The organism is Rhizobium skierniewicense Ch11 (genome assembly GCF_023757665.1).
In the GTDB taxonomy this organism is placed as follows: domain Bacteria; phylum Pseudomonadota; class Alphaproteobacteria; order Rhizobiales; family Rhizobiaceae; genus Agrobacterium; species Agrobacterium skierniewicense.
The window spans coordinates 154636-171378 of sequence record NZ_RXPG01000001.1; the positions used below are offsets into that span (position 1 = coordinate 154636).

A 16743-nucleotide genomic window follows, 5' to 3' on the forward strand; every position below is an offset into this window, starting at 1 on the left:
AAAGGTTTAATATGTTGCGCTATAATAGAATTGCGGCTGCTGTCATCGTAGCAACGCTTGGTCTCCAATTTCCTGCTTTCGCGCAGGAAGATGCCGTTGTCGCAAAGGTCGGCGATCTCGAAATCCGCCAGTCGGAACTTGATCTTGCCATGAGCAACCTCGATCCGCAGCTTGCCCAGCTTCCTGAAGAACAAAAGAAGGTTGCTGCTCTGTCCGGGGCAATCGACGTTAAGCTTCTGGTGAAGGACGCGACGGCCGAAGGTCTCGAAAAGACCGAAGACTTCAAGAAGCGTCTCGCCTTCATCACCGATCGCGAATTGCACAATGCCTATTTCCGCAAGCACGTTGTTGATGCCGTGACCAATGAAGAGGTCAAGGCACGCTACGAGAAGGAAGTGGCTGCGCTTCCGAAGGAAGATGAAATCAAGGCTGCTCACATTCTGGTTGCGACCGAAGAGGAAGCCAAGGATGTGATCAAGCAGCTGGATGGCGGCAAGGATTTCGCAGCGCTGGCCAAGGAAAAGTCGACCGATTCCAACAAGGATGACGGCGGCGATCTCGGCTGGTTCGGCAAGGGCCGCATGGTTCCGGAATTCGAAGAGGCAGCCTTCAAGCTTGAAAAGGGCGCCTACACCAAGGAGCCCGTAAAGTCGCAGTTCGGCTTCCATGTCATCAAGCTGGAAGACAAGCGCGTTGCACCGCCTCCAGCCTATGAGCAGGTCGAAGCCCAGGTCCGCCAGCTCGTGATGCGCGACAAGTATGTTGCTCTGATCGAAAAGGCGAAGGCCGAGCAGAAGATCGACATTCCTGACGAAGCCATGCGCAAGGCTTACGAAGAAGCCAGCAAGCAGCAGGCAGAAGCCCCTGCCGAGCCACCTGCACCTGCGCAGCAGTAAGTCTCCGCACTCTACGGGGCGGCGATGAGCCGCCCTGTTTCATTTCGTCCTTTTCGAAAAATGCAGGTTCCTCGCCCATGTCCGCTGCCGTTTCTCCACTCGCTCCGAAATCCTACCCCGCTATGCCCGCTCTTCGCGGTGTGCGAATGGCAACGGCGGCCGCAGGCATCAAATACAAGGGACGTACCGATGTTTTGCTGATGGTGTTCGATCAGCCTGCCGCAGTCGCAGGTGTTTTCACCAAATCGAAATGCCCATCCGCCCCTGTGGATTTCTGCCGTACCAACCTGTCGGGCGGCATTGCCCGCGCCGTTGTGGTGAATTCCGGCAATGCGAATGCCTTTACCGGCGTCAAGGGCCGGGCTGCCACCGAGTTGACGGGAAAATCTGCCGCTGAAGCCGTTGGATGCTCGACCAGCGAAGTGTTTCTCGCATCAACCGGCGTCATCGGCGAGCCGCTCGACGCGACGAAGTTCGCAGGCGTTCTCGGCCAGATGAACAAGGAAGCGACAGGCGACTTCTGGCAGGACGCCGCCAAGGCGATCGTGACCACCGATACCTATCCCAAGGTATCGACACGCACGGCGCAGATCGACGGTGTGACCGTCACCATCAATGGTATTGCCAAGGGCGCTGGCATGATCGCGCCCGATATGGCGACGATGTTGTCCTTCGTGGTCACCGACGCCGATATCGCCGCGCCCGCCTTGCAGGCCTTGCTGGCGGCGGGAGTCGGCCCCACATTCAATTCTGTCACGGTCGATAGCGACACGTCCACATCCGATACGCTGATGCTGTTTGCCACGGGTGCGGCCCGTGAAGACGGGCAGGCGCGTATCGAGCATGCCGACGATCCGAAACTTTCTGCCTTCCGTGATGCTTTGAACGATCTGTTGAAGGATCTGGCGCTGCAAGTGGTTCGCGATGGCGAAGGCGCGCGCAAGATGGTTGAAATCACCGTGACGGGTGCAGAGAGCGATGCGGCAGCCAAGACGATTGCGCTTTCCATCGCGAACTCTCCGTTGGTCAAGACGGCCGTTGCCGGTGAAGATGCCAATTGGGGTCGCGTTGTGATGGCAGTCGGCAAATCCGGCGAACTGGCGGATCGTGATCGGCTCGCCATCTGGTTTGGCGGTGTGCGTGTGGCGGTGAACGGCGAGCGCGATGCTGACTATTCGGAAGCCGATGCAAGCGCCGTGATGAAACAGCAGGATATTCCGGTCAGGGTCGATATTGGTCTGGGCAGCGGTACTGCCACGGTCTGGACCTGCGATCTGACCAAGGAGTATGTCGAAATCAACGGCGATTACCGGAGCTGATGGTGGAGACATCCGACATGCGCAGTGTTCCCGCCAATCTTCCCCTGGTGCGCCGTCTGGAGGCGGTCAGCTTCCGGGCATGGCCCGCGTCTTCCGTGCTCTATGACGGAAGCTGGCAAATACGGCTGACGGGATCGCACCCCTCCAAGCGCATCAATTGCGTCGTGCCGCTCGACCCATCGGATTATGGCAATTGCGATCAGCGGCTGGAAAAGGCCCGCAAGCGCTTCGAGGATTTCGGACGTCCATTGATCGTGCGGGAAACGACATTGATGCCGCCCCAGTTGCGCGCCCACATGTTCGACGACGGCTGGACGGTGTTTGAAGAGGTCGATGTCATGACCGCGGATATTGCATCCGCCGAACTGCCCGAAACGATCGCGCATCTGCCCAGCCACGACATCGGTCGTTTCGTCGAGGCGAGCCTGAAGGTCAGCGGCGACGATCCATCGCTGCGTTCCGCCATCGCCGAGATCGTCACTTCCATCAAGCCCACCCTTGGTCTGTTCACCAAGGAAGAGGTGGAAGGCGAGCCGCAGGCGACCGTAATCTGCGTTCAGGACAATGACCTGGCCGGTATTCTATCGCTGGAGGTCGCCGCATCAATCAGGCGGCAGGGCGTCGCCACGCAGATCCTCACATCGGCCCTCCGCTGGGCGCGCATCAGCGGTGCAAAGACCGCCTGGTTGCAGGTTGTTTCCACCAATGTCGAGGCAATCGCGCTGTATGAGAAATTCGGCTTTTCGGCAGCCTATACCTACCGTTACTGGCGCAAGGACGCTGTCTGATGACGGATGCCGGGCGAAATATTCTTCTCGTCGCAGCCTGTGCCCTTGTCGACACGGATGGCCGCATCCTGCTGGCGCAAAGGCCCGAAGGCAAATCGCTGGCCGGTCTGTGGGAGTTTCCCGGCGGCAAGGTAGAAAGCGGGGAGACGCCCGAGGAAACGCTGGTGCGCGAACTCGAGGAAGAGTTGGGCATCAAGACGAAGGTCGCCTGTCTGGCGCCGCTGACCTTCGCCAGCCACAGCTACGAGACGTTTCACCTCCTGATGCCGCTGTATGTCTGCCGTCGCTACGAGGGCATTCCGCGCGGAGCGGAGGGGCAGGCCATCAAGTGGGTGAAGCCGCAGGCTTTGCGTGATTACCCGATGCCGCCTGCCGACGAGCCGCTGATTCCGTATCTTCAGGACCTGCTCTAACAGTAAGAGCTGAATAATTCGGCAAATCCGCGATTTACACAGCTTCGTGTGTCTCGAAACAGGGCATCATTAACCTTTCGTTCAGCACCCTCTGTCAACGTCACAGGCTGAACAATTGGTAAATGGCGCGTAGCGAGGCCTGACATGAACGAGGATTTCTGGAAAACCGTAGAGGACCGTCAAACCTATTCCGAGAAATCGCGCAGGATCGGCGTCGTGAACGTCGCACTGCTGTTTGGCATGATCGCGATTGCCCTGTCCTTGATCGTCACTCCCATGCTTGCAGGCAAAATGCCGCCAGCGCGCTTTGCACAGGTGCCTGATAATTTCGATATGCTCAGCACAGGATCTGTCCAGCGCAGCGAGCCGTCCAAGAAGACCTACAGCATTCGTCGCAGCATCACGCAGCCAATGCCTGGCTCCGGCTGCATCGTTGAGGGCTATGCCAACGCGCCAAATTGCTGATTGCGTTTCCTTTAGACCGATACGGCCCTGACGCGCTCTGTTGACTGACGAATAACCTCGGAAATTTGAAGAAGCTGTTTGGCCAGCGGCGTAGCCTTGCGCCAGATCATGCCGATCGAGCGAACCGGTGCGGGTGCCTCGAAATGCGACACGGAAACCTGCGCCGAGCGCGTTTCCATGGGCACCGCCATCTCCGGGATGAGCGTGATGCCGATACCGGCGCTGACCATCTGAACCAGTGTCGATAGCGAACTGCCCTCCATGACCTCACGCGGCTGGGTCGAGCCGACCTGGCAAAACGACAGGGCCTGGTCGCGGAAGCAGTGCCCTTCCTCCAGAAGCAAAAGCCGCATCCTTGGCAGGGTCGCACGTTCCGGCACCGGCCTGCCCTCATCCTCCTTCCGGCGGACGAGCACGAATTCCTCGTCGAACAGTTTCAACTCCGTCATTGACGGTTCAGAGATCGGTAAAGCGACGATGGCAAGATCGAGAGAACCCTGTTTGAGTTCCTCGATGAGCTTTGCCGTCTGGGTTTCCCTGATCTGGATTTCTATTCCGTCGAACGCCTTGTTCAGATCGTTTATGATGGTGGGCAGCAGGTAGGGGGCGACGGTTGGAATGACGCCGATGCGCAACCGCACCAGAAACGAGTTCCTCGACGTTCGTGCCAGTTCGCCCAGTTCGTCCATTCCCTGCAAAATGTCGCGAACGCGCACGGCAAAGGCCTGGCCGAATGTCGTCAGCTTGATTTCGCGCGCGCTGCGTTCAAACAGATCGTTACCCAGTTCCTGTTCCAGTTCCTTGATCTGCATCGATAGGGCAGGCTGTGAAATCGCACAGGCATCGGCGGCGATCCGGAAGCGCTTGTGGCGAGCCAACGCCTCAAAATAACGAAGCTGTTTCAGGGTGATGTTCTTCATAACCGCAGCTTATCGTAACGATCAGTAAATCCAACTTAAATTTATGGCGGCTAGTCGTTAAAAGGTTATGAGAAGAGGTTATCTCTTCTCGGTCGGGCACATTTTTCAAGGCTCGATCCGGTTTGAGTGACATTTTGCAATTTTTAGCTTTGCAGACCTGTTTTAAAATCGACCACTCATTAGGTGACATGGAGACTAAAATGGACCAGAAAACCGATAGCGCAGGCCAATGTCCTGTTGCGCATGGCCAGACGCCGAAATCCGTTCGTACGAACCGGGATTGGTGGCCGAACCAGCTGAACATTCAGATCCTTCACCATGGATCGTCGTTGTCTGATCCGCTCGGACCCGACTTCGATTATGCAGAAGCCTTCGAGGCGCTCGATCTGGATGCGTTGAAGGCCGACCTGCACGCATTGATGACAGACTCACAGGACTGGTGGCCAGCCGACTTCGGTCACTATGGCGGTCTTTTCATCCGCATGGCCTGGCACAGTGCCGGCACATACCGCATTACCGATGGTCGTGGTGGCGCCGGTGCCGGTCAGCAGCGTTTCGCACCGCTGAACAGCTGGCCTGATAACGCCAACCTCGACAAGGCCCGTCGTCTTCTGTGGCCGATCAAGCAGAAATACGGCAACAGCATTTCCTGGGCGGATCTGATGATCCTGACCGGTAACGTCGCTCTGGAATCGATGGGTTTCAAGACGTTTGGTTTTGCTGGCGGTCGTGCCGACGTCTGGGAGCCGGAAGAGCTGTTCTGGGGTCCTGAAGGCACGTGGCTGGGTGACGAACGCTATAGCGGCGAACGGGAACTGGCCGAACCGCTGGGTGCCGTGCAGATGGGCCTCATCTACGTCAACCCGGAAGGTCCGAACGGCAATCCCGACCCGCTGGCCTCTGCCCGTGATATCCGCGCGACCTTCGCCCGCATGGCGATGAACGACGAGGAAACCGTCGCTCTGATCGCAGGCGGTCACACCTTCGGCAAGACGCATGGTGCAGGCGACCCGTCGCTGATCGGTGCCGAGCCTGAAGGCGGCGAACTTGAAGCGCAGGGTCTTGGCTGGCACAGCAAGTTCGGCACCGGTATCGGCAAGGACACCATCACCGGTGGTCCTGAAGTGACCTGGACGCAGACGCCGACACAGTGGAGCAACTTCTTCTTCGAAAACCTCTTTGCTTTCGAATGGGAACTGACGACGAGCCCGGCCGGTGCCAAGCAATGGGTGGCGAAGAATGCCGACCCATCCATCCCGGATGCCTATGATCCATCCAGGAAGCATCTTCCAACCATGCTGACGTCGGATCTGGCGCTGCGTTTCGACCCGGCTTACGAGAAGATTTCCCGCCGCTTCCTCGAAAACCCGGATCAGTTCGCCGATGCGTTTGCGCGTGCATGGTTCAAGCTGACGCACCGCGATATGGGGCCGAAGGTTCGCTACCTTGGACCGGAAGTGCCAGCCGAAGACCTGATCTGGCAGGACGTCATTCCGCCTGTCGATCACCCGCTCGTTGACGAAGCCGATATTGCCAGCTTGAAGGCAAAGGTTCTCGCCACCGGTCTGACGGTGCAGGAACTGGTTTCGACGGCCTGGGCCTCCGCATCTTCGTTCCGGGGTTCCGACAAGCGCGGTGGTGCCAATGGTGCCCGCATTCGCCTGGAGCCACAAAAGAACTGGGACGCCAACCAGCCGACACAGCTGGCAAAGGTTCTTAGCGTTCTCGAAGGCGTGCAGGCAGATTTCAACGCTGGCCAGACAGGTGGCAAGAAGATATCGCTGGCCGACCTCATTGTGCTTGCGGGTGCCGCCGGTGTCGAAAAGGCGGCGAAGGCCGCAGGGCATGATATCACCGTTCCGTTCACGCCTGGCCGCACGGACGCCTCGCAGGAGCAGACGGATGTGCATTCGTTCGAGGCGCTCGAGCCTCGTGCCGACGGCTTCCGCAACTATGTCAGCAAGACACGCCACCAGTTCATGAAGCCGGAAGAAGCCCTTGTGGACCGCGCCCAGCTTCTGAAACTGACCGGCCCTGAAATGACGGTGCTGGTCGGTGGCCTCCGCGTGCTGAAGGTTGGCGAGACCGAGCATGGCGTTTTCACCCGTCGTCCTGAAACGCTGACGAACGACTTCTTCGTCAACCTCCTGGATATGGACCTGCAATGGGCGCCTGTTTCCGGCAAGGACGGTGTCTATGAGGGACGTGACCGCACCACCAATGAGATTCGGTGGACGGGCACCCGCGTCGATCTGATCTTCGGTTCGCACTCCCAGCTTCGTGCTTTGTCGGAGGTCTACGCATCCTCTGATGCCAAGACAAAGTTCGTGAACGATTTCGTTTCGGCCTGGAACAAAGTGATGAATGCCGATCGTTTCGATCTGGTCTGATACACTCATATGAACTACTGATAGAACCGGGCGTGGCCTCTGCCACGCCCGGTGTATAGTTCTTCTAAATTTTGAAACCATTTCTAAATATTTTACCGAATTTGCTAACGCCCCTTAAAAACATTGGGTAAACCGGTGTTACGCGCCACTGTCTTTAACATTAGGCGCCGCTTATTGTTCCTGTTTCCAGCCACGCCACACCTCGACTGAAAAAAAACGCAGCGGGAGTATTGTATCAAGTTCTGATATAAGGTTTTTGAAGAGATCGTGGTATCGGCGAATGTATGGCCGTCGTCTTTCAAAGGACACCTAAAATGCGTGCAGCGCAATTTGTTATCAGTGCCTTCCTGTCACTCGCATGGCTTTCAGGCGCGAGCGCCGGTTCGCTGCCAACCCCGTCCGACAAGACCATCTTGACGATCTCCGGCAACATCAGCAACACCAACGCGGACGGCGCCGCAAAATTCGACCGCGCCATGCTGGAGGGATTGGGCATTGTCACAGTAGAGACGAGTTCGCCATGGTATGACGGGCGTACGCGTTTTGAAGGGGTTTCGCTGAAAAAATTGATGGAATATGTCGGCGCCAGTGGTACTACGGTAACGGCTGTGGCCTTGAACGATTACATGAGCACGCTTCCTCTGGCGGACTTTCAGAAGTTCAATGTCATTCTCGCCATGAAGCGAAACGGGACTTACATGGAGGTTCGTGAAAAAGGGCCGCTGTTCGTGATCTATCCGTACGACAGCACGCCGGAGCTTCAGACCCAGACATATTATGCACGTTCCGCTTGGCAGGTGGCAAAGCTGATCGTCGAGTAAAGGTGCAAATTGCGAAAGGTACTGGCGGTCATCATCTGCTGCTTCGTGTTGGCGACAGGCTACATCGCCTATGTTATCACCGAGCGGCAAAACGCTCTTCAAAAATTTTCGCGATATAATGATTCCTGGGCGGTCAGTCAGACGGTTGCAGAATATCTGCGTCTTCAAAACACGCTCTATGGATTTGTCCTTGATACCAACAGTGTCAGCCGCGATGACCTGAACCTGCGCCTCGACATCATGCTCGGCAGGGTGGAGCTTTTGCAGCATGGCAAGCTTGGCGAATTCATTGCCGCGCGCCGGGAGTGGCGTGATCTTGTCAAGAAGCTGAATGACGTGCTGGTCGACCTCGACAAGAATGTCGATCAGATGCAGCCAGACTATGTGCGCGCATTGTTGCCGGTCATGGGCGCGCTCGACGGGCCTTTGACCACACTTGCGTCGTCGTCTCTGGAATTTGACGTGGACCTGATCGATTCTGCCCAGGCCGAAGTGCGCCAACTGCACATGATCTACACGGGCCTCGCGGGAGGCCTCATCATTTGCGGCATCGCCCTCATCCTGCTGCTCAACCGTCACAACAATCTGCTGGACCGGGCGCAAAAAGACATGCGCGGGCTCACCGATGAACTTCGTTCGGCCACGCTCGAATTGCAGGAAAACAATGTTCGCCTTGCCCATGATGCGTATCACGACGCCCTGACCGAACTGCCCAATCGCGCCTTGTTTCGCCAGGAGCTGGAGCTGAGACTTTCCGCTTCGACATCCAGCGGTGCGACGGTCCTGTTGCTCGATCTCGATGGCTTCAAGGACATCAACGACACGCTGGGGCACGATGTTGGCGACGCGCTGCTTCAGGCCATCGGAGCGCGACTTTCCTCGCTGAACAAGGCCGGTGATCTCGTCTGCCGTCTGGGTGGTGACGAGTTCGCGGTCATCTCCGGCGGGATGAGCGAAGATGACTCGATGGCCTTTGCGACAATGCTGATCGATGCCATCAGCGAGCCATATATTCTGGGCGAAATGGAAATCAAGATTGGTACCTGCGTGGGTATTGCGGTCTCCCAGGATGTGACGCATGCCGACGAACTGTTCAAGCGCGCGGATCTGGCCCTTTATGAAGCGAAGGCTCAGGGTCCCGGGAGTGCATGCCTGTTTCAGGCGCATATGCAACAGCAACTGATGGAGCGACGTTCGTTTGAGGCCGATCTGCAATTGGCCATCCAGAACAACGAGATGGAAGTCTACTACCAGCCACAAATTCTGACGAGGACACGTGAAATCTGCGGCTTCGAGGCTTTGCTACGCTGGACGCATCCGGTACGCGGGAAAGTGCCGCCATCCGCGTTTATCCCTGTCGCAGAGCGCACCGGACTGATCCACTCCCTGGGCAAATGGGCGATGGATACGGCATGTCAGCAAGCGATGACCTGGAAGGGCGACATGAAGGTTGCGATCAACCTCTCCCCGGTCCAGTTCCGGAGCACCACCCTCATTCAGAACATCGTCGATGCGCTCGACAAGACCGGCCTTCATCCCGGCAGGCTTGAACTCGAAATTACCGAGTCGGTGCTGCTCAACAAAAGCGACCAGACAATGGAAACGCTGGGGAAATTGAAGGCCGTCGGCATACAGCTCGCGATGGACGATTTCGGAACCGGGTACTCTTCGCTTGGCAACCTCAAGGGCGTTCCGTTCGACAAGATCAAGATCGATCAGTCATTCCTGCGGGACGTCACCACCGATCCGGATGCGCTTGCCATCGTCGAATTCATTGTCGGTATGGCCAAGAGCCTTCGCATGAAGACCATTGCCGAGGGTATAGAAACGCAGGAGCAGTTCGATTGCATGACGAAGCTGGGATGCGACCAGATGCAGGGCTTTCTGCTCGGCAGACCCGCCCCGGCGGACAAGCTTGCGGCCTTCAGATAGCTGACGCTAGAGGCGTGCGACGGCGCGCTCAATCGCCTTGTCCAGCACATCGAAGGTTTGCGATTGGCCTTGCTCAAGCCCCAGAATACGCAAGGATACATCCCGCCCTGTTCCAAAAGCGAGCAGGCTGGATATCAGCAGCAACGCGTCTGCACGATCGGATTGCGTTACGTTTTGCATGGCTCTGATCGCGCAGATCAGCTGCGCCACCACCTCCACACCCGGCTGCCAAAGCCGGTCATGGAGAATGTCGAAGGCCGGTCCCCGATCGCGCAGTTCGCGCATGGCAAAGTCTGCCTGTGCTTCCCCTGTCTTGCTGTCCAGAAACAGGCGCAGCACCATCTTCAGCGTGTCGGATAAAAGTGTTCTGCATTGCTGCGGAGAGGGTTGCCCAGATTGAAACAGATGCGCTGCATTGCTCATCAAAGACAGTGCCGATGCCTGATACGCAGCAACGATGTCCCGCGCGCAGGCAAGGTAAAGCCCTTCCTTGTTGCCGAAATGGTAAGCGATGGCGGGAAGGGCCACACCGGCGGAATCGGCAATGGCGCGTGTGGTCGCGCCTGTAAAACCCTTCAGCCCAAATTCGGCCAGTGCCGCAGTGAGGATAGCCTGACGCGTGACGTCGCTCTTGGCGTAGCCGCCGCGACCGGGTTCGCCTGATCCATCAGCCATGGGGACGCCCTACCTTTGAACCATCACTGGTGAACTCGGCATGGCCATAGCGCTTGAGAAGGCCATTTAGCTTTCCCACCAGATGCCGGTCGGCTACATCGCGTACGACGGGGATGTTGGAGAGCATTCGAAACAGGCGAAGCTGCGAGAAGATACGGGCTGCGGTGATCACCGCCAGATTGCGATCCCGAAATGTGTAACGCACGCCCATGGCGTCCGCGCGGGCCGTGTCGCCTTTCAGGAAATGCCGGATGAAGAAGAATTTGGCGAAACTGCGCTCCAGTTCACGATCGATGCGGCCGAGTGGTGTCGGCTCGTGTGTCAGTTCCGCCTCCAGCGTGCCACGCACCAGCGAACCGCAGGTCGCATCATCGAACCCGCTGCGCAACGTGGCCTGTCGCGCCAGCATCAGACGGACTATCTCTTCAGGCGTTTCACCGAGGAGTTCCTTGGGCAGGCCCAGCAGGAAGCAGCGATAACGCGCAATCTCGATGCGAGCCTGCTCGTTTGCCGTAAACGGGCGTTTGGTTTGCAGCGCATCGGCGGCGATCAACAGGGAGCCGATCTGCCCCGCGGGCATCTGGTCCACTTGGGGTATCGGTACGCCATAAACACTGGTGTCCCACACGCCCTCGCGGCGCATGACGTTGACGCGCACCATGGAATGCATGAGCCGGACCATAGCCGCGGCCTTGAAGGCGGCGCCATGGCGTTCCAGCGCGCCGGGCATGACGGTGAGCGTGAAGAAGGTCGCGGTTTCCAGAACGCGCTTTGCTGCAAGCTGATCGGACAGATTGCCGGTGAGCGCCATGGGAAGCGCTGAATAACGGTTCATGAAGGTCGCGAGAAATGCGCCCCGGATGGCGAAAGGAACGAGATGGGCATACTGGTTTCGCTCGATGCGGGCGCCTTTGTTGACCAGCGCCATATCGATCCAGTCCGGCCTTGCCTCCATGGCGCCGATGAAGGCTGACAGTTCCGGCGGTGCATCCGGCACGGCCTCCACGCCCTTGTCGCAGGCCAGTTGCAGCATATCGATCAGTTGCCGGAAGCTGAAGTCGCCCATACGGGCCGCATAGGCATCGGCCACGGCATCGCCGATCAGCGTGTAGGCTGCCATCTGCTCTACCAGTGCGTCATCCGCCAAAATCTCCGTCTTCATCGCGTCGAGACCGGGCAGGCTTTCGCCGTCACCATCGACGGTGAAGCGTTCAGGCATTTTGGTGAAGTCGATTTTACCATAGATCGCCGGCACCTGGGTGGCCTGCTGTTCGATCTGGTGCCACAGGGCAGGATGAAACTGTCGCTTCTGCATGGGATCATTCCTTTTCTATCAATTGATAGATATCTATCGAATGATAGAATTCAAGTCTTATCGGTGATTTCTTGCAGTGTGAGATTTGGTGCGATTTCTAAGGATTTCAAAAATCCCGATCGTCACTACCATGGTTGACGTCGTGCTCTGGGGCTTGCCGGAGGGTGAGCGTGACGCAAGGTCTATGACAGGACACAGCAGAGGACACGGAACATGGCGCGCGCCCAACACCACGCGTCGGCGCAGCATCTGGACTCGGCAGGCAAGTCAGCCTTTTCCCGGGCTGCTTTCGGCATCGGCATCATCAGCGGTGTGGTCAACCTGTTGGCGCTGACATCGCCCATTTTCATGCTGCAGGTCTATGACCGCGTGCTGTCAAGCGGCAGCGTTCCGACCCTGGTCGGGTTGGCCATCCTCGCCCTTGGACTTTATGCCATCCAGGCCATCCTCGACATCATCAGAGCGCGTATTCTGCTGCGCATCGGTGAGTCATTCGACAATCGCCTGTCGGGCAGGGTGCATGATGCGGTTGTCCGCCTGCCGCTCTCGTCGCGCATGCCGGGCGATGGTTTGCAGCCATTGCGGGATCTGGACAATGTGCGGGGTTTCTTGTCCGGGCAGGGGCCGACCGCATTGTTCGACCTGCCCTGGATGCCGCTTTATCTCGGCCTGTGCTTCCTCTTCCATGTCTGGATCGGCATGACGGCCTTGGCGGGCGCTATCGTGCTGGTCGTTTTGACATTGTTCACGAACGCCCTTTCGCGAAAGCCCATCCATGATGTGATGACCTGCAACATGAAGCGCAACGGCCTGCTGGAGGGATCGCGCCGCAATGCAGAGGTTGTCCGCGCCATGGGCATGGGAAAGCGGGTCGGCTCCCGCTGGGCATACGCCAATGCTGATTATCTGGCTGCAAACAGAAAGGCGGGCGATGTCTCCAACATGCTGGGCACCATTTCCCGAACATTGCGGGTCATCCTGCAATCGGCCATTTTGGGTGTGGGTGCCTATCTGGTTATTCGCCAGGAGGTGACCGGAGGCGTGATGATTGCCAGCTCGATCATGATGGGCAGGGCACTGGCGCCGGTCGATCTCGCCATCGCAAACTGGAAGCCGTTCTTGATGGCGCGGCACAGCTGGCGGCGGCTCAAAGACTTGCTGTCGACAATTCCGCAGGACGTGCCTGTGACTGCGCTGCCTGCGCCCACCAGAGATCTCAGAGTCGAAGGGATCGTTCTCGTTCCGCCGGGCGAAAAGAAGCCGACCGTCATGGGGTTGGACTTTTCGTTGCGCGCTGGCAGTGCGCTGGGCGTCATCGGCCCATCCGGGTCCGGAAAGACCACCCTGTCGCGCGCGCTGGTCAATGCCTGGACGGTCACCTCGGGAAAAATTCGCCTGGATGGCGCCAGTCTCGACCAGTGGGACAACGAGGCGCTGGGCCGACACATCGGATATCTGCCGCAGGGTGTGGAGCTGTTCGACGGGACAGTGGCGCAAAATATCGCCCGGTTCGAAGACGATGCGGACCCGAAGGACATTGTTGCCGCTGCAAAATCGGCGGGCGCCCATGACCTCATTCTTCGTTTCGAGGGGGGTTACGAGACGCCCATCGGTGAAGGCGGCTCAGCGCTTTCGGCTGGTCAGAGGCAGCGGATCGGTCTGGCGCGTGCGCTGTATCGCGATCCGTTTCTGGTCGTGCTCGATGAGCCGAATGCCAATCTTGATGCACAGGGCGAGGCTGCCGTGATGAATGCGATCGCGTCCGTTCGCTTGCGCGGTGGTATTGCGATCGTGGTGGCGCATCGCCCCAGTGCCATCGGCGCGGTCGATCTCGTTCTGGTCATGGAGGCCGGACGACAAAAAGCCTTCGGGCCGCGTGACGAGGTTCTGTCGAAAGTTCTGCAAAGTGCCGATGCGGCCCCCCCTGTGCCAAAGAGCTTCTCGGTGACGGCGTATGGCGTGCGCCCCCTTCGCGCGGTGGCGCAGCGATTGGAGACGGTTGGCGGCGACGCAACGGAGGGACGGGATGTCTAGCATGAACTCGTTCGATGTTTCCCGCTCCATTCGCCGCCATCTGCTGGCCGGGGTCGCGGCATGTGCGGTGCTGGTTTGCGGTGCGGGCGCCTGGGCTTCCGTCACCTCGCTGTCGGGAGCTGTGGTTGCGCAAGGCCACTTCGTGGTCGGATCCTACGTCAAGAAAGTCCAGCATCCCAGCGGCGGCGTCGTGGCAGACATTCTGGTGAGGGAGGGTGACGCGGTCAAGGCGGGCGATGTTCTCATGCGGCTGGACGCGACCCAAACACGCGCCAATCTTGCCATTGTGACCAAGAGGCTGGACGAACTGACGGCCCGGCTGGCCCGGCTGGAGGCAGAGCGGGACGATCTGGAGGGCATCAGTTTCCCAGAGGCGATCCTGGCACGTCGCTCGGAGCCCGATGTCGCCGGTGTCATTCACAGCGAAACGCGGCTGTTCGAATTCAGGCGCCAGGCGCGGGCGGGGAAGAAAGCGCAGCTGTCAGAACGCATCACCCAGTTTGGCCACGAAATCGATGGGTTGAAAGCCCAGGAAGTGGCCTACAATGATGGAATGGTGGTGCTGAAGCAGGAGATAACCTCGCTGACGGCCCTTCGCAAAAAAGGCGTGGTCTCTGATCAGCGTCTCAACGGGCTGAAGACGCAGATTGCGACATTTGGCGGAGAGCGTGGTGAGAAGATCGCCTATCAGGCGCAGGTCGCGGGCAAGATTTCCGAGACACATCTGCAAATTCTCCAGATCGATCAGGATCTGAAATCCGAGGTCAGCAGCGAACTCAAGGACGTTCAGGCGCAGGTCGGGGAGTATATCGAGCGAAAGATTTCAGCCGAGGATAATTTGAAGCGGGTCGATATTATCGCTCCGCAATCGGGTTTGGTCCACCAGCTTGCGGTTCACACCGTGGGTGGTGTCATCAGCCCCGGCGAGGTCATCATGTCCATCGTGCCGGAACAGGATGATCTGGCACTGGAAGTGCAGATCGCGCCCAAGGACATCGATCAGATCCGCGTTGGCCACGACGCGATGCTGCGGATGTCTGCCTTCAATCAGCGCATCACGCCTCAATTGAAAGCCAAGGTGACGCTGGTGGCTGCCGATCTGACGACGACGGAAAGGACGGGCGCCTCCTATTATGTTGTGCGCTTGACGATTGCCGATGGGGAAATGGCAAAATTGGACGGGCTGAGGCTCGGTCCCGGCATGCCCGCCGAGGCCATGGTACAGACCGGAGACCGGACTGCGCTTTCATACCTTCTCAAGCCGCTGACAGACCAGATCAACCGGGCGTTTAACGAAGAGTGAAAGCAAGGAAAGGTTTAAGAAATGTCGGGGTATCATTAACCTTTAAAATCGTTCTTTGATTGTAATCTTACGTAACGTAAGCCAATTTTCTGCGTTATATTGGTAGAATTTCTAGTATTGGTATTTTTGTTTATACGGAATTTCGGACATAAAGAGCGACCGTTAACCAGCTGGAAAGCACCCGTGCCTCACAACAAAGGTCTCACAGTCACTTCATGACGAAGGGTCTTTCTGTTCTGGCAGCACGATGGCTGACCCACGGTTGTGGTGTCGCGGATGTGTCGCGCCGGTTTGCTCGCATTACCCTCCGAGGAACCATGTCATTTCTGCAAAATGCGAAAGTTCGCACAAAGATTCTGTCCCTGATCGTGCCCGTCGCCCTGCTTGGCCTCATTGGCCTCGGCGTCGTTTCAAATAATTACAGTACAGCCGATGACGCCTATTCGGATATTCTCTCGAAAAACGTCGTCGCTTCCACCGAGCTTTTCCGCGCGAATACCGCCCTGGTTTCTATCGGTTACGATGCCACTCTTGGCCTGATGATGCGTGAGCAGTCTGCTGATACCGCGAAGGTCGAAGAAGCCTACAAGACGGATATTGCAACGACGAAACGGCGCCTCGATACTGCCAAAACGCTTTTACCCGAGCTTGCCGGTCCGATGAACGATCTGTCCGGTCGCGTCGACCAGATCGTTGCCATGACCGACAAGATCTGGGAAAGCGCAAAGGCTGGCGATTTCCAGAGCGGGCGTAAGATGATGACGGCTGTCAATCCGCTGATCGACAAGTGGCGTAGTGATATCCGCGTGATCAGCGAGAGCAACCTGGCTCTTGTCGCTTCGAAATCGGACGATATGTCTGCGCAGACATCGTCGACGATCACCACGACGCTGATCGCTCTTGGCGTGCTGTTTGCCGCAGCCATCGCCCTTGCTCTGTTTGTGTCTGCCCGTGGCATTACCAGCCCGATCGACCGGTTGCGTGCGCGCATGGTCTCTCTTGCCAATGGTGAAACGCAGGCAGAGGTTGACGGCCTCAATCGTCGTGACGAAGTCGGCCAGATGGCGGAAGCCGTCGCTGTGTTCCGCAACAACGCTCTCGAGCGGATCCGTTTGGAGCAGGAAGCCGATGCCAACCGCAGCCTGTCGGAGAAGGAACGGATCGCCCGCGAAGAGCAGAAGGCCAAAGAAGCCGCAGACACCAGCTTTGCCGTCGATCATCTGGCCGACGCGCTGTCGCGCCTGGCGGATGGCGAAGTGTCCTACCGCATCAGCCAGCCTTTCGTTCAGCATCTGGACGTGGTTCGCGCCAACTTCAACTCGTCTGCCGAAAAGCTGCAGTCTGCCCTCAACAGCGTGGCTGTCAATGCCCGTGGTATCGACGCCGGTGCCAACGAAATCCGCGCTGCCGCCGACGATCTGGCCAAGCGCACCGAACAGCAGGCCGCATCGGTGGAGGAAACCGCCGCCGCA

14 protein-coding genes are annotated in these 16743 nt (G+C 58.1%); 11 read left to right on the forward strand and 3 right to left on the reverse strand.

Annotated features, from left to right (window positions below):
* The first annotated feature begins 11 nt into the window (after nt 1-11).
* The 5 genes from EKM04_RS00710 (at nt 12) to EKM04_RS00730 (ending at nt 3881) form a co-directional block, all read left to right on the forward strand.
* Nucleotides 12-896: a peptidylprolyl isomerase gene (locus EKM04_RS00710; RefSeq protein ID WP_174156062.1), complete on the forward strand. Its 885-nt coding sequence runs from the start codon at nt 12-14 to the stop codon at nt 894-896.
* Between the two features lie 77 nt (nt 897-973).
* Entirely contained in the window at nt 974-2215 is a 1242-nt protein-coding gene (gene argJ, locus EKM04_RS00715; protein WP_183894679.1) for a bifunctional glutamate N-acetyltransferase/amino-acid acetyltransferase ArgJ, read from the forward strand.
* Nucleotides 2216-2232: 17 nt separating this feature from the next.
* A complete protein-coding gene (locus tag EKM04_RS00720; protein WP_183894681.1) occupies nt 2233-3003 on the forward strand; it encodes a GNAT family N-acetyltransferase in 771 nt (256 codons plus the stop codon).
* The gene (gene mutT / locus EKM04_RS00725) at nt 3003-3416 is read left to right on the forward strand and encodes an 8-oxo-dGTP diphosphatase MutT (protein WP_183894683.1); all 414 of its coding nucleotides are present in this window, start codon (nt 3003-3005) and stop codon (nt 3414-3416) included. Before EKM04_RS00720 ends, mutT begins: the two co-directional genes overlap by 1 nt.
* 144 nt (nt 3417-3560) lie before the next feature.
* On the forward strand, nt 3561-3881 hold the full coding sequence (locus tag EKM04_RS00730; protein ID WP_183894685.1) for a hypothetical protein: 321 nt from the start codon (nt 3561-3563) through the stop codon (nt 3879-3881).
* A gap of 11 nt (nt 3882-3892) precedes the next feature.
* Here EKM04_RS00730 and EKM04_RS00735 read toward each other — a convergent pair whose 3' ends face one another.
* On the reverse strand, nt 3893-4801 hold the full coding sequence (locus EKM04_RS00735) for a hydrogen peroxide-inducible genes activator (protein WP_183894687.1): 909 nt from the start codon (nt 4799-4801) through the stop codon (nt 3893-3895).
* A gap of 200 nt (nt 4802-5001) precedes the next feature.
* On the opposite strand from EKM04_RS00735, the gene katG reads away from it, so the two are divergent.
* The 3 genes from katG (at nt 5002) to EKM04_RS00750 (ending at nt 9944) form a co-directional block, all read left to right on the forward strand.
* Nucleotides 5002-7191 carry a catalase/peroxidase HPI gene (katG, locus tag EKM04_RS00740; protein ID WP_183894689.1) on the forward strand — a complete coding sequence of 730 codons (2190 nt, stop codon included), beginning with the start codon at nt 5002-5004 and terminating at the stop codon, nt 7189-7191.
* Nucleotides 7192-7505: 314 nt separating this feature from the next.
* The gene (locus EKM04_RS00745; RefSeq protein ID WP_183894691.1) at nt 7506-8012 is read left to right on the forward strand and encodes a putative pterin-binding protein; all 507 of its coding nucleotides are present in this window, start codon (nt 7506-7508) and stop codon (nt 8010-8012) included.
* Nucleotides 8013-8021: 9 nt separating this feature from the next.
* The gene (locus tag EKM04_RS00750) at nt 8022-9944 is read left to right on the forward strand and encodes a putative bifunctional diguanylate cyclase/phosphodiesterase (protein ID WP_183894693.1); all 1923 of its coding nucleotides are present in this window, start codon (nt 8022-8024) and stop codon (nt 9942-9944) included.
* Nucleotides 9945-9950: 6 nt separating this feature from the next.
* On the opposite strand, the gene EKM04_RS00755 is transcribed toward EKM04_RS00750, so the two are convergent.
* Together EKM04_RS00755 and EKM04_RS00760 are read right to left on the reverse strand one after the other, a co-directional pair.
* Nucleotides 9951-10619, reverse strand: a complete 669-nt coding sequence (locus EKM04_RS00755; RefSeq protein ID WP_183894695.1) for a TetR family transcriptional regulator — start codon at nt 10617-10619, stop codon at nt 9951-9953.
* The gene (locus tag EKM04_RS00760) at nt 10612-11934 is read right to left on the reverse strand and encodes an oxygenase MpaB family protein (RefSeq protein ID WP_183894696.1); all 1323 of its coding nucleotides are present in this window, start codon (nt 11932-11934) and stop codon (nt 10612-10614) included. Before EKM04_RS00760 ends, EKM04_RS00755 begins: the two co-directional genes overlap by 8 nt.
* 213 nt (nt 11935-12147) lie before the next feature.
* On the opposite strand from EKM04_RS00760, the gene EKM04_RS00765 reads away from it, so the two are divergent.
* The 3 genes from EKM04_RS00765 to EKM04_RS22865 all read left to right on the forward strand — a co-directional run.
* On the forward strand, nt 12148-13968 hold the full coding sequence (locus EKM04_RS00765) for a type I secretion system permease/ATPase (RefSeq protein ID WP_183894698.1): 1821 nt from the start codon (nt 12148-12150) through the stop codon (nt 13966-13968).
* Nucleotides 13961-15271 (forward strand): HlyD family type I secretion periplasmic adaptor subunit, encoded by a 1311-nt coding sequence (locus EKM04_RS00770; RefSeq protein ID WP_234910896.1) that lies wholly within the window; start codon nt 13961-13963, stop codon nt 15269-15271. Before EKM04_RS00765 ends, EKM04_RS00770 begins: the two co-directional genes overlap by 8 nt.
* Before the next feature lie 215 nt (nt 15272-15486).
* Nucleotides 15487-16743 (forward strand): HAMP domain-containing protein (locus EKM04_RS22865; RefSeq protein WP_286089331.1); only part of this gene is annotated, 1257 nt, incomplete at its 3' end.

Excerpts from the sequence above, each read along its gene's own strand:
- EKM04_RS00710 (WP_174156062.1), top strand. The coding sequence starts at position 12 with ATGTTGCGCTATAATAGAATTGCGGCTGCTGTCATCGTAGCAACGCTT.
- argJ (WP_183894679.1), top strand. The coding sequence starts at position 974 with ATGTCCGCTGCCGTTTCTCCACTCGCTCCGAAATCCTACCCCGCTATG.
- EKM04_RS00720 (WP_183894681.1), top strand. The coding sequence starts at position 2,233 with ATGCGCAGTGTTCCCGCCAATCTTCCCCTGGTGCGCCGTCTGGAGGCG.
- mutT (WP_183894683.1), top strand. The coding sequence starts at position 3,003 with ATGACGGATGCCGGGCGAAATATTCTTCTCGTCGCAGCCTGTGCCCTT.
- EKM04_RS00730 (WP_183894685.1), top strand. The coding sequence starts at position 3,561 with ATGAACGAGGATTTCTGGAAAACCGTAGAGGACCGTCAAACCTATTCC.
- EKM04_RS00735 (WP_183894687.1), bottom strand. The coding sequence starts at position 4,801 with ATGAAGAACATCACCCTGAAACAGCTTCGTTATTTTGAGGCGTTGGCT.
- katG (WP_183894689.1), top strand. The coding sequence starts at position 5,002 with ATGGACCAGAAAACCGATAGCGCAGGCCAATGTCCTGTTGCGCATGGC.
- EKM04_RS00745 (WP_183894691.1), top strand. The coding sequence starts at position 7,506 with ATGCGTGCAGCGCAATTTGTTATCAGTGCCTTCCTGTCACTCGCATGG.
- EKM04_RS00755 (WP_183894695.1), bottom strand. The coding sequence starts at position 10,619 with ATGGCTGATGGATCAGGCGAACCCGGTCGCGGCGGCTACGCCAAGAGC.
- EKM04_RS00760 (WP_183894696.1), bottom strand. The coding sequence starts at position 11,934 with ATGCAGAAGCGACAGTTTCATCCTGCCCTGTGGCACCAGATCGAACAG.
- EKM04_RS00765 (WP_183894698.1), top strand. The coding sequence starts at position 12,148 with ATGGCGCGCGCCCAACACCACGCGTCGGCGCAGCATCTGGACTCGGCA.
- EKM04_RS00770 (WP_234910896.1), top strand. The coding sequence starts at position 13,961 with ATGTCTAGCATGAACTCGTTCGATGTTTCCCGCTCCATTCGCCGCCAT.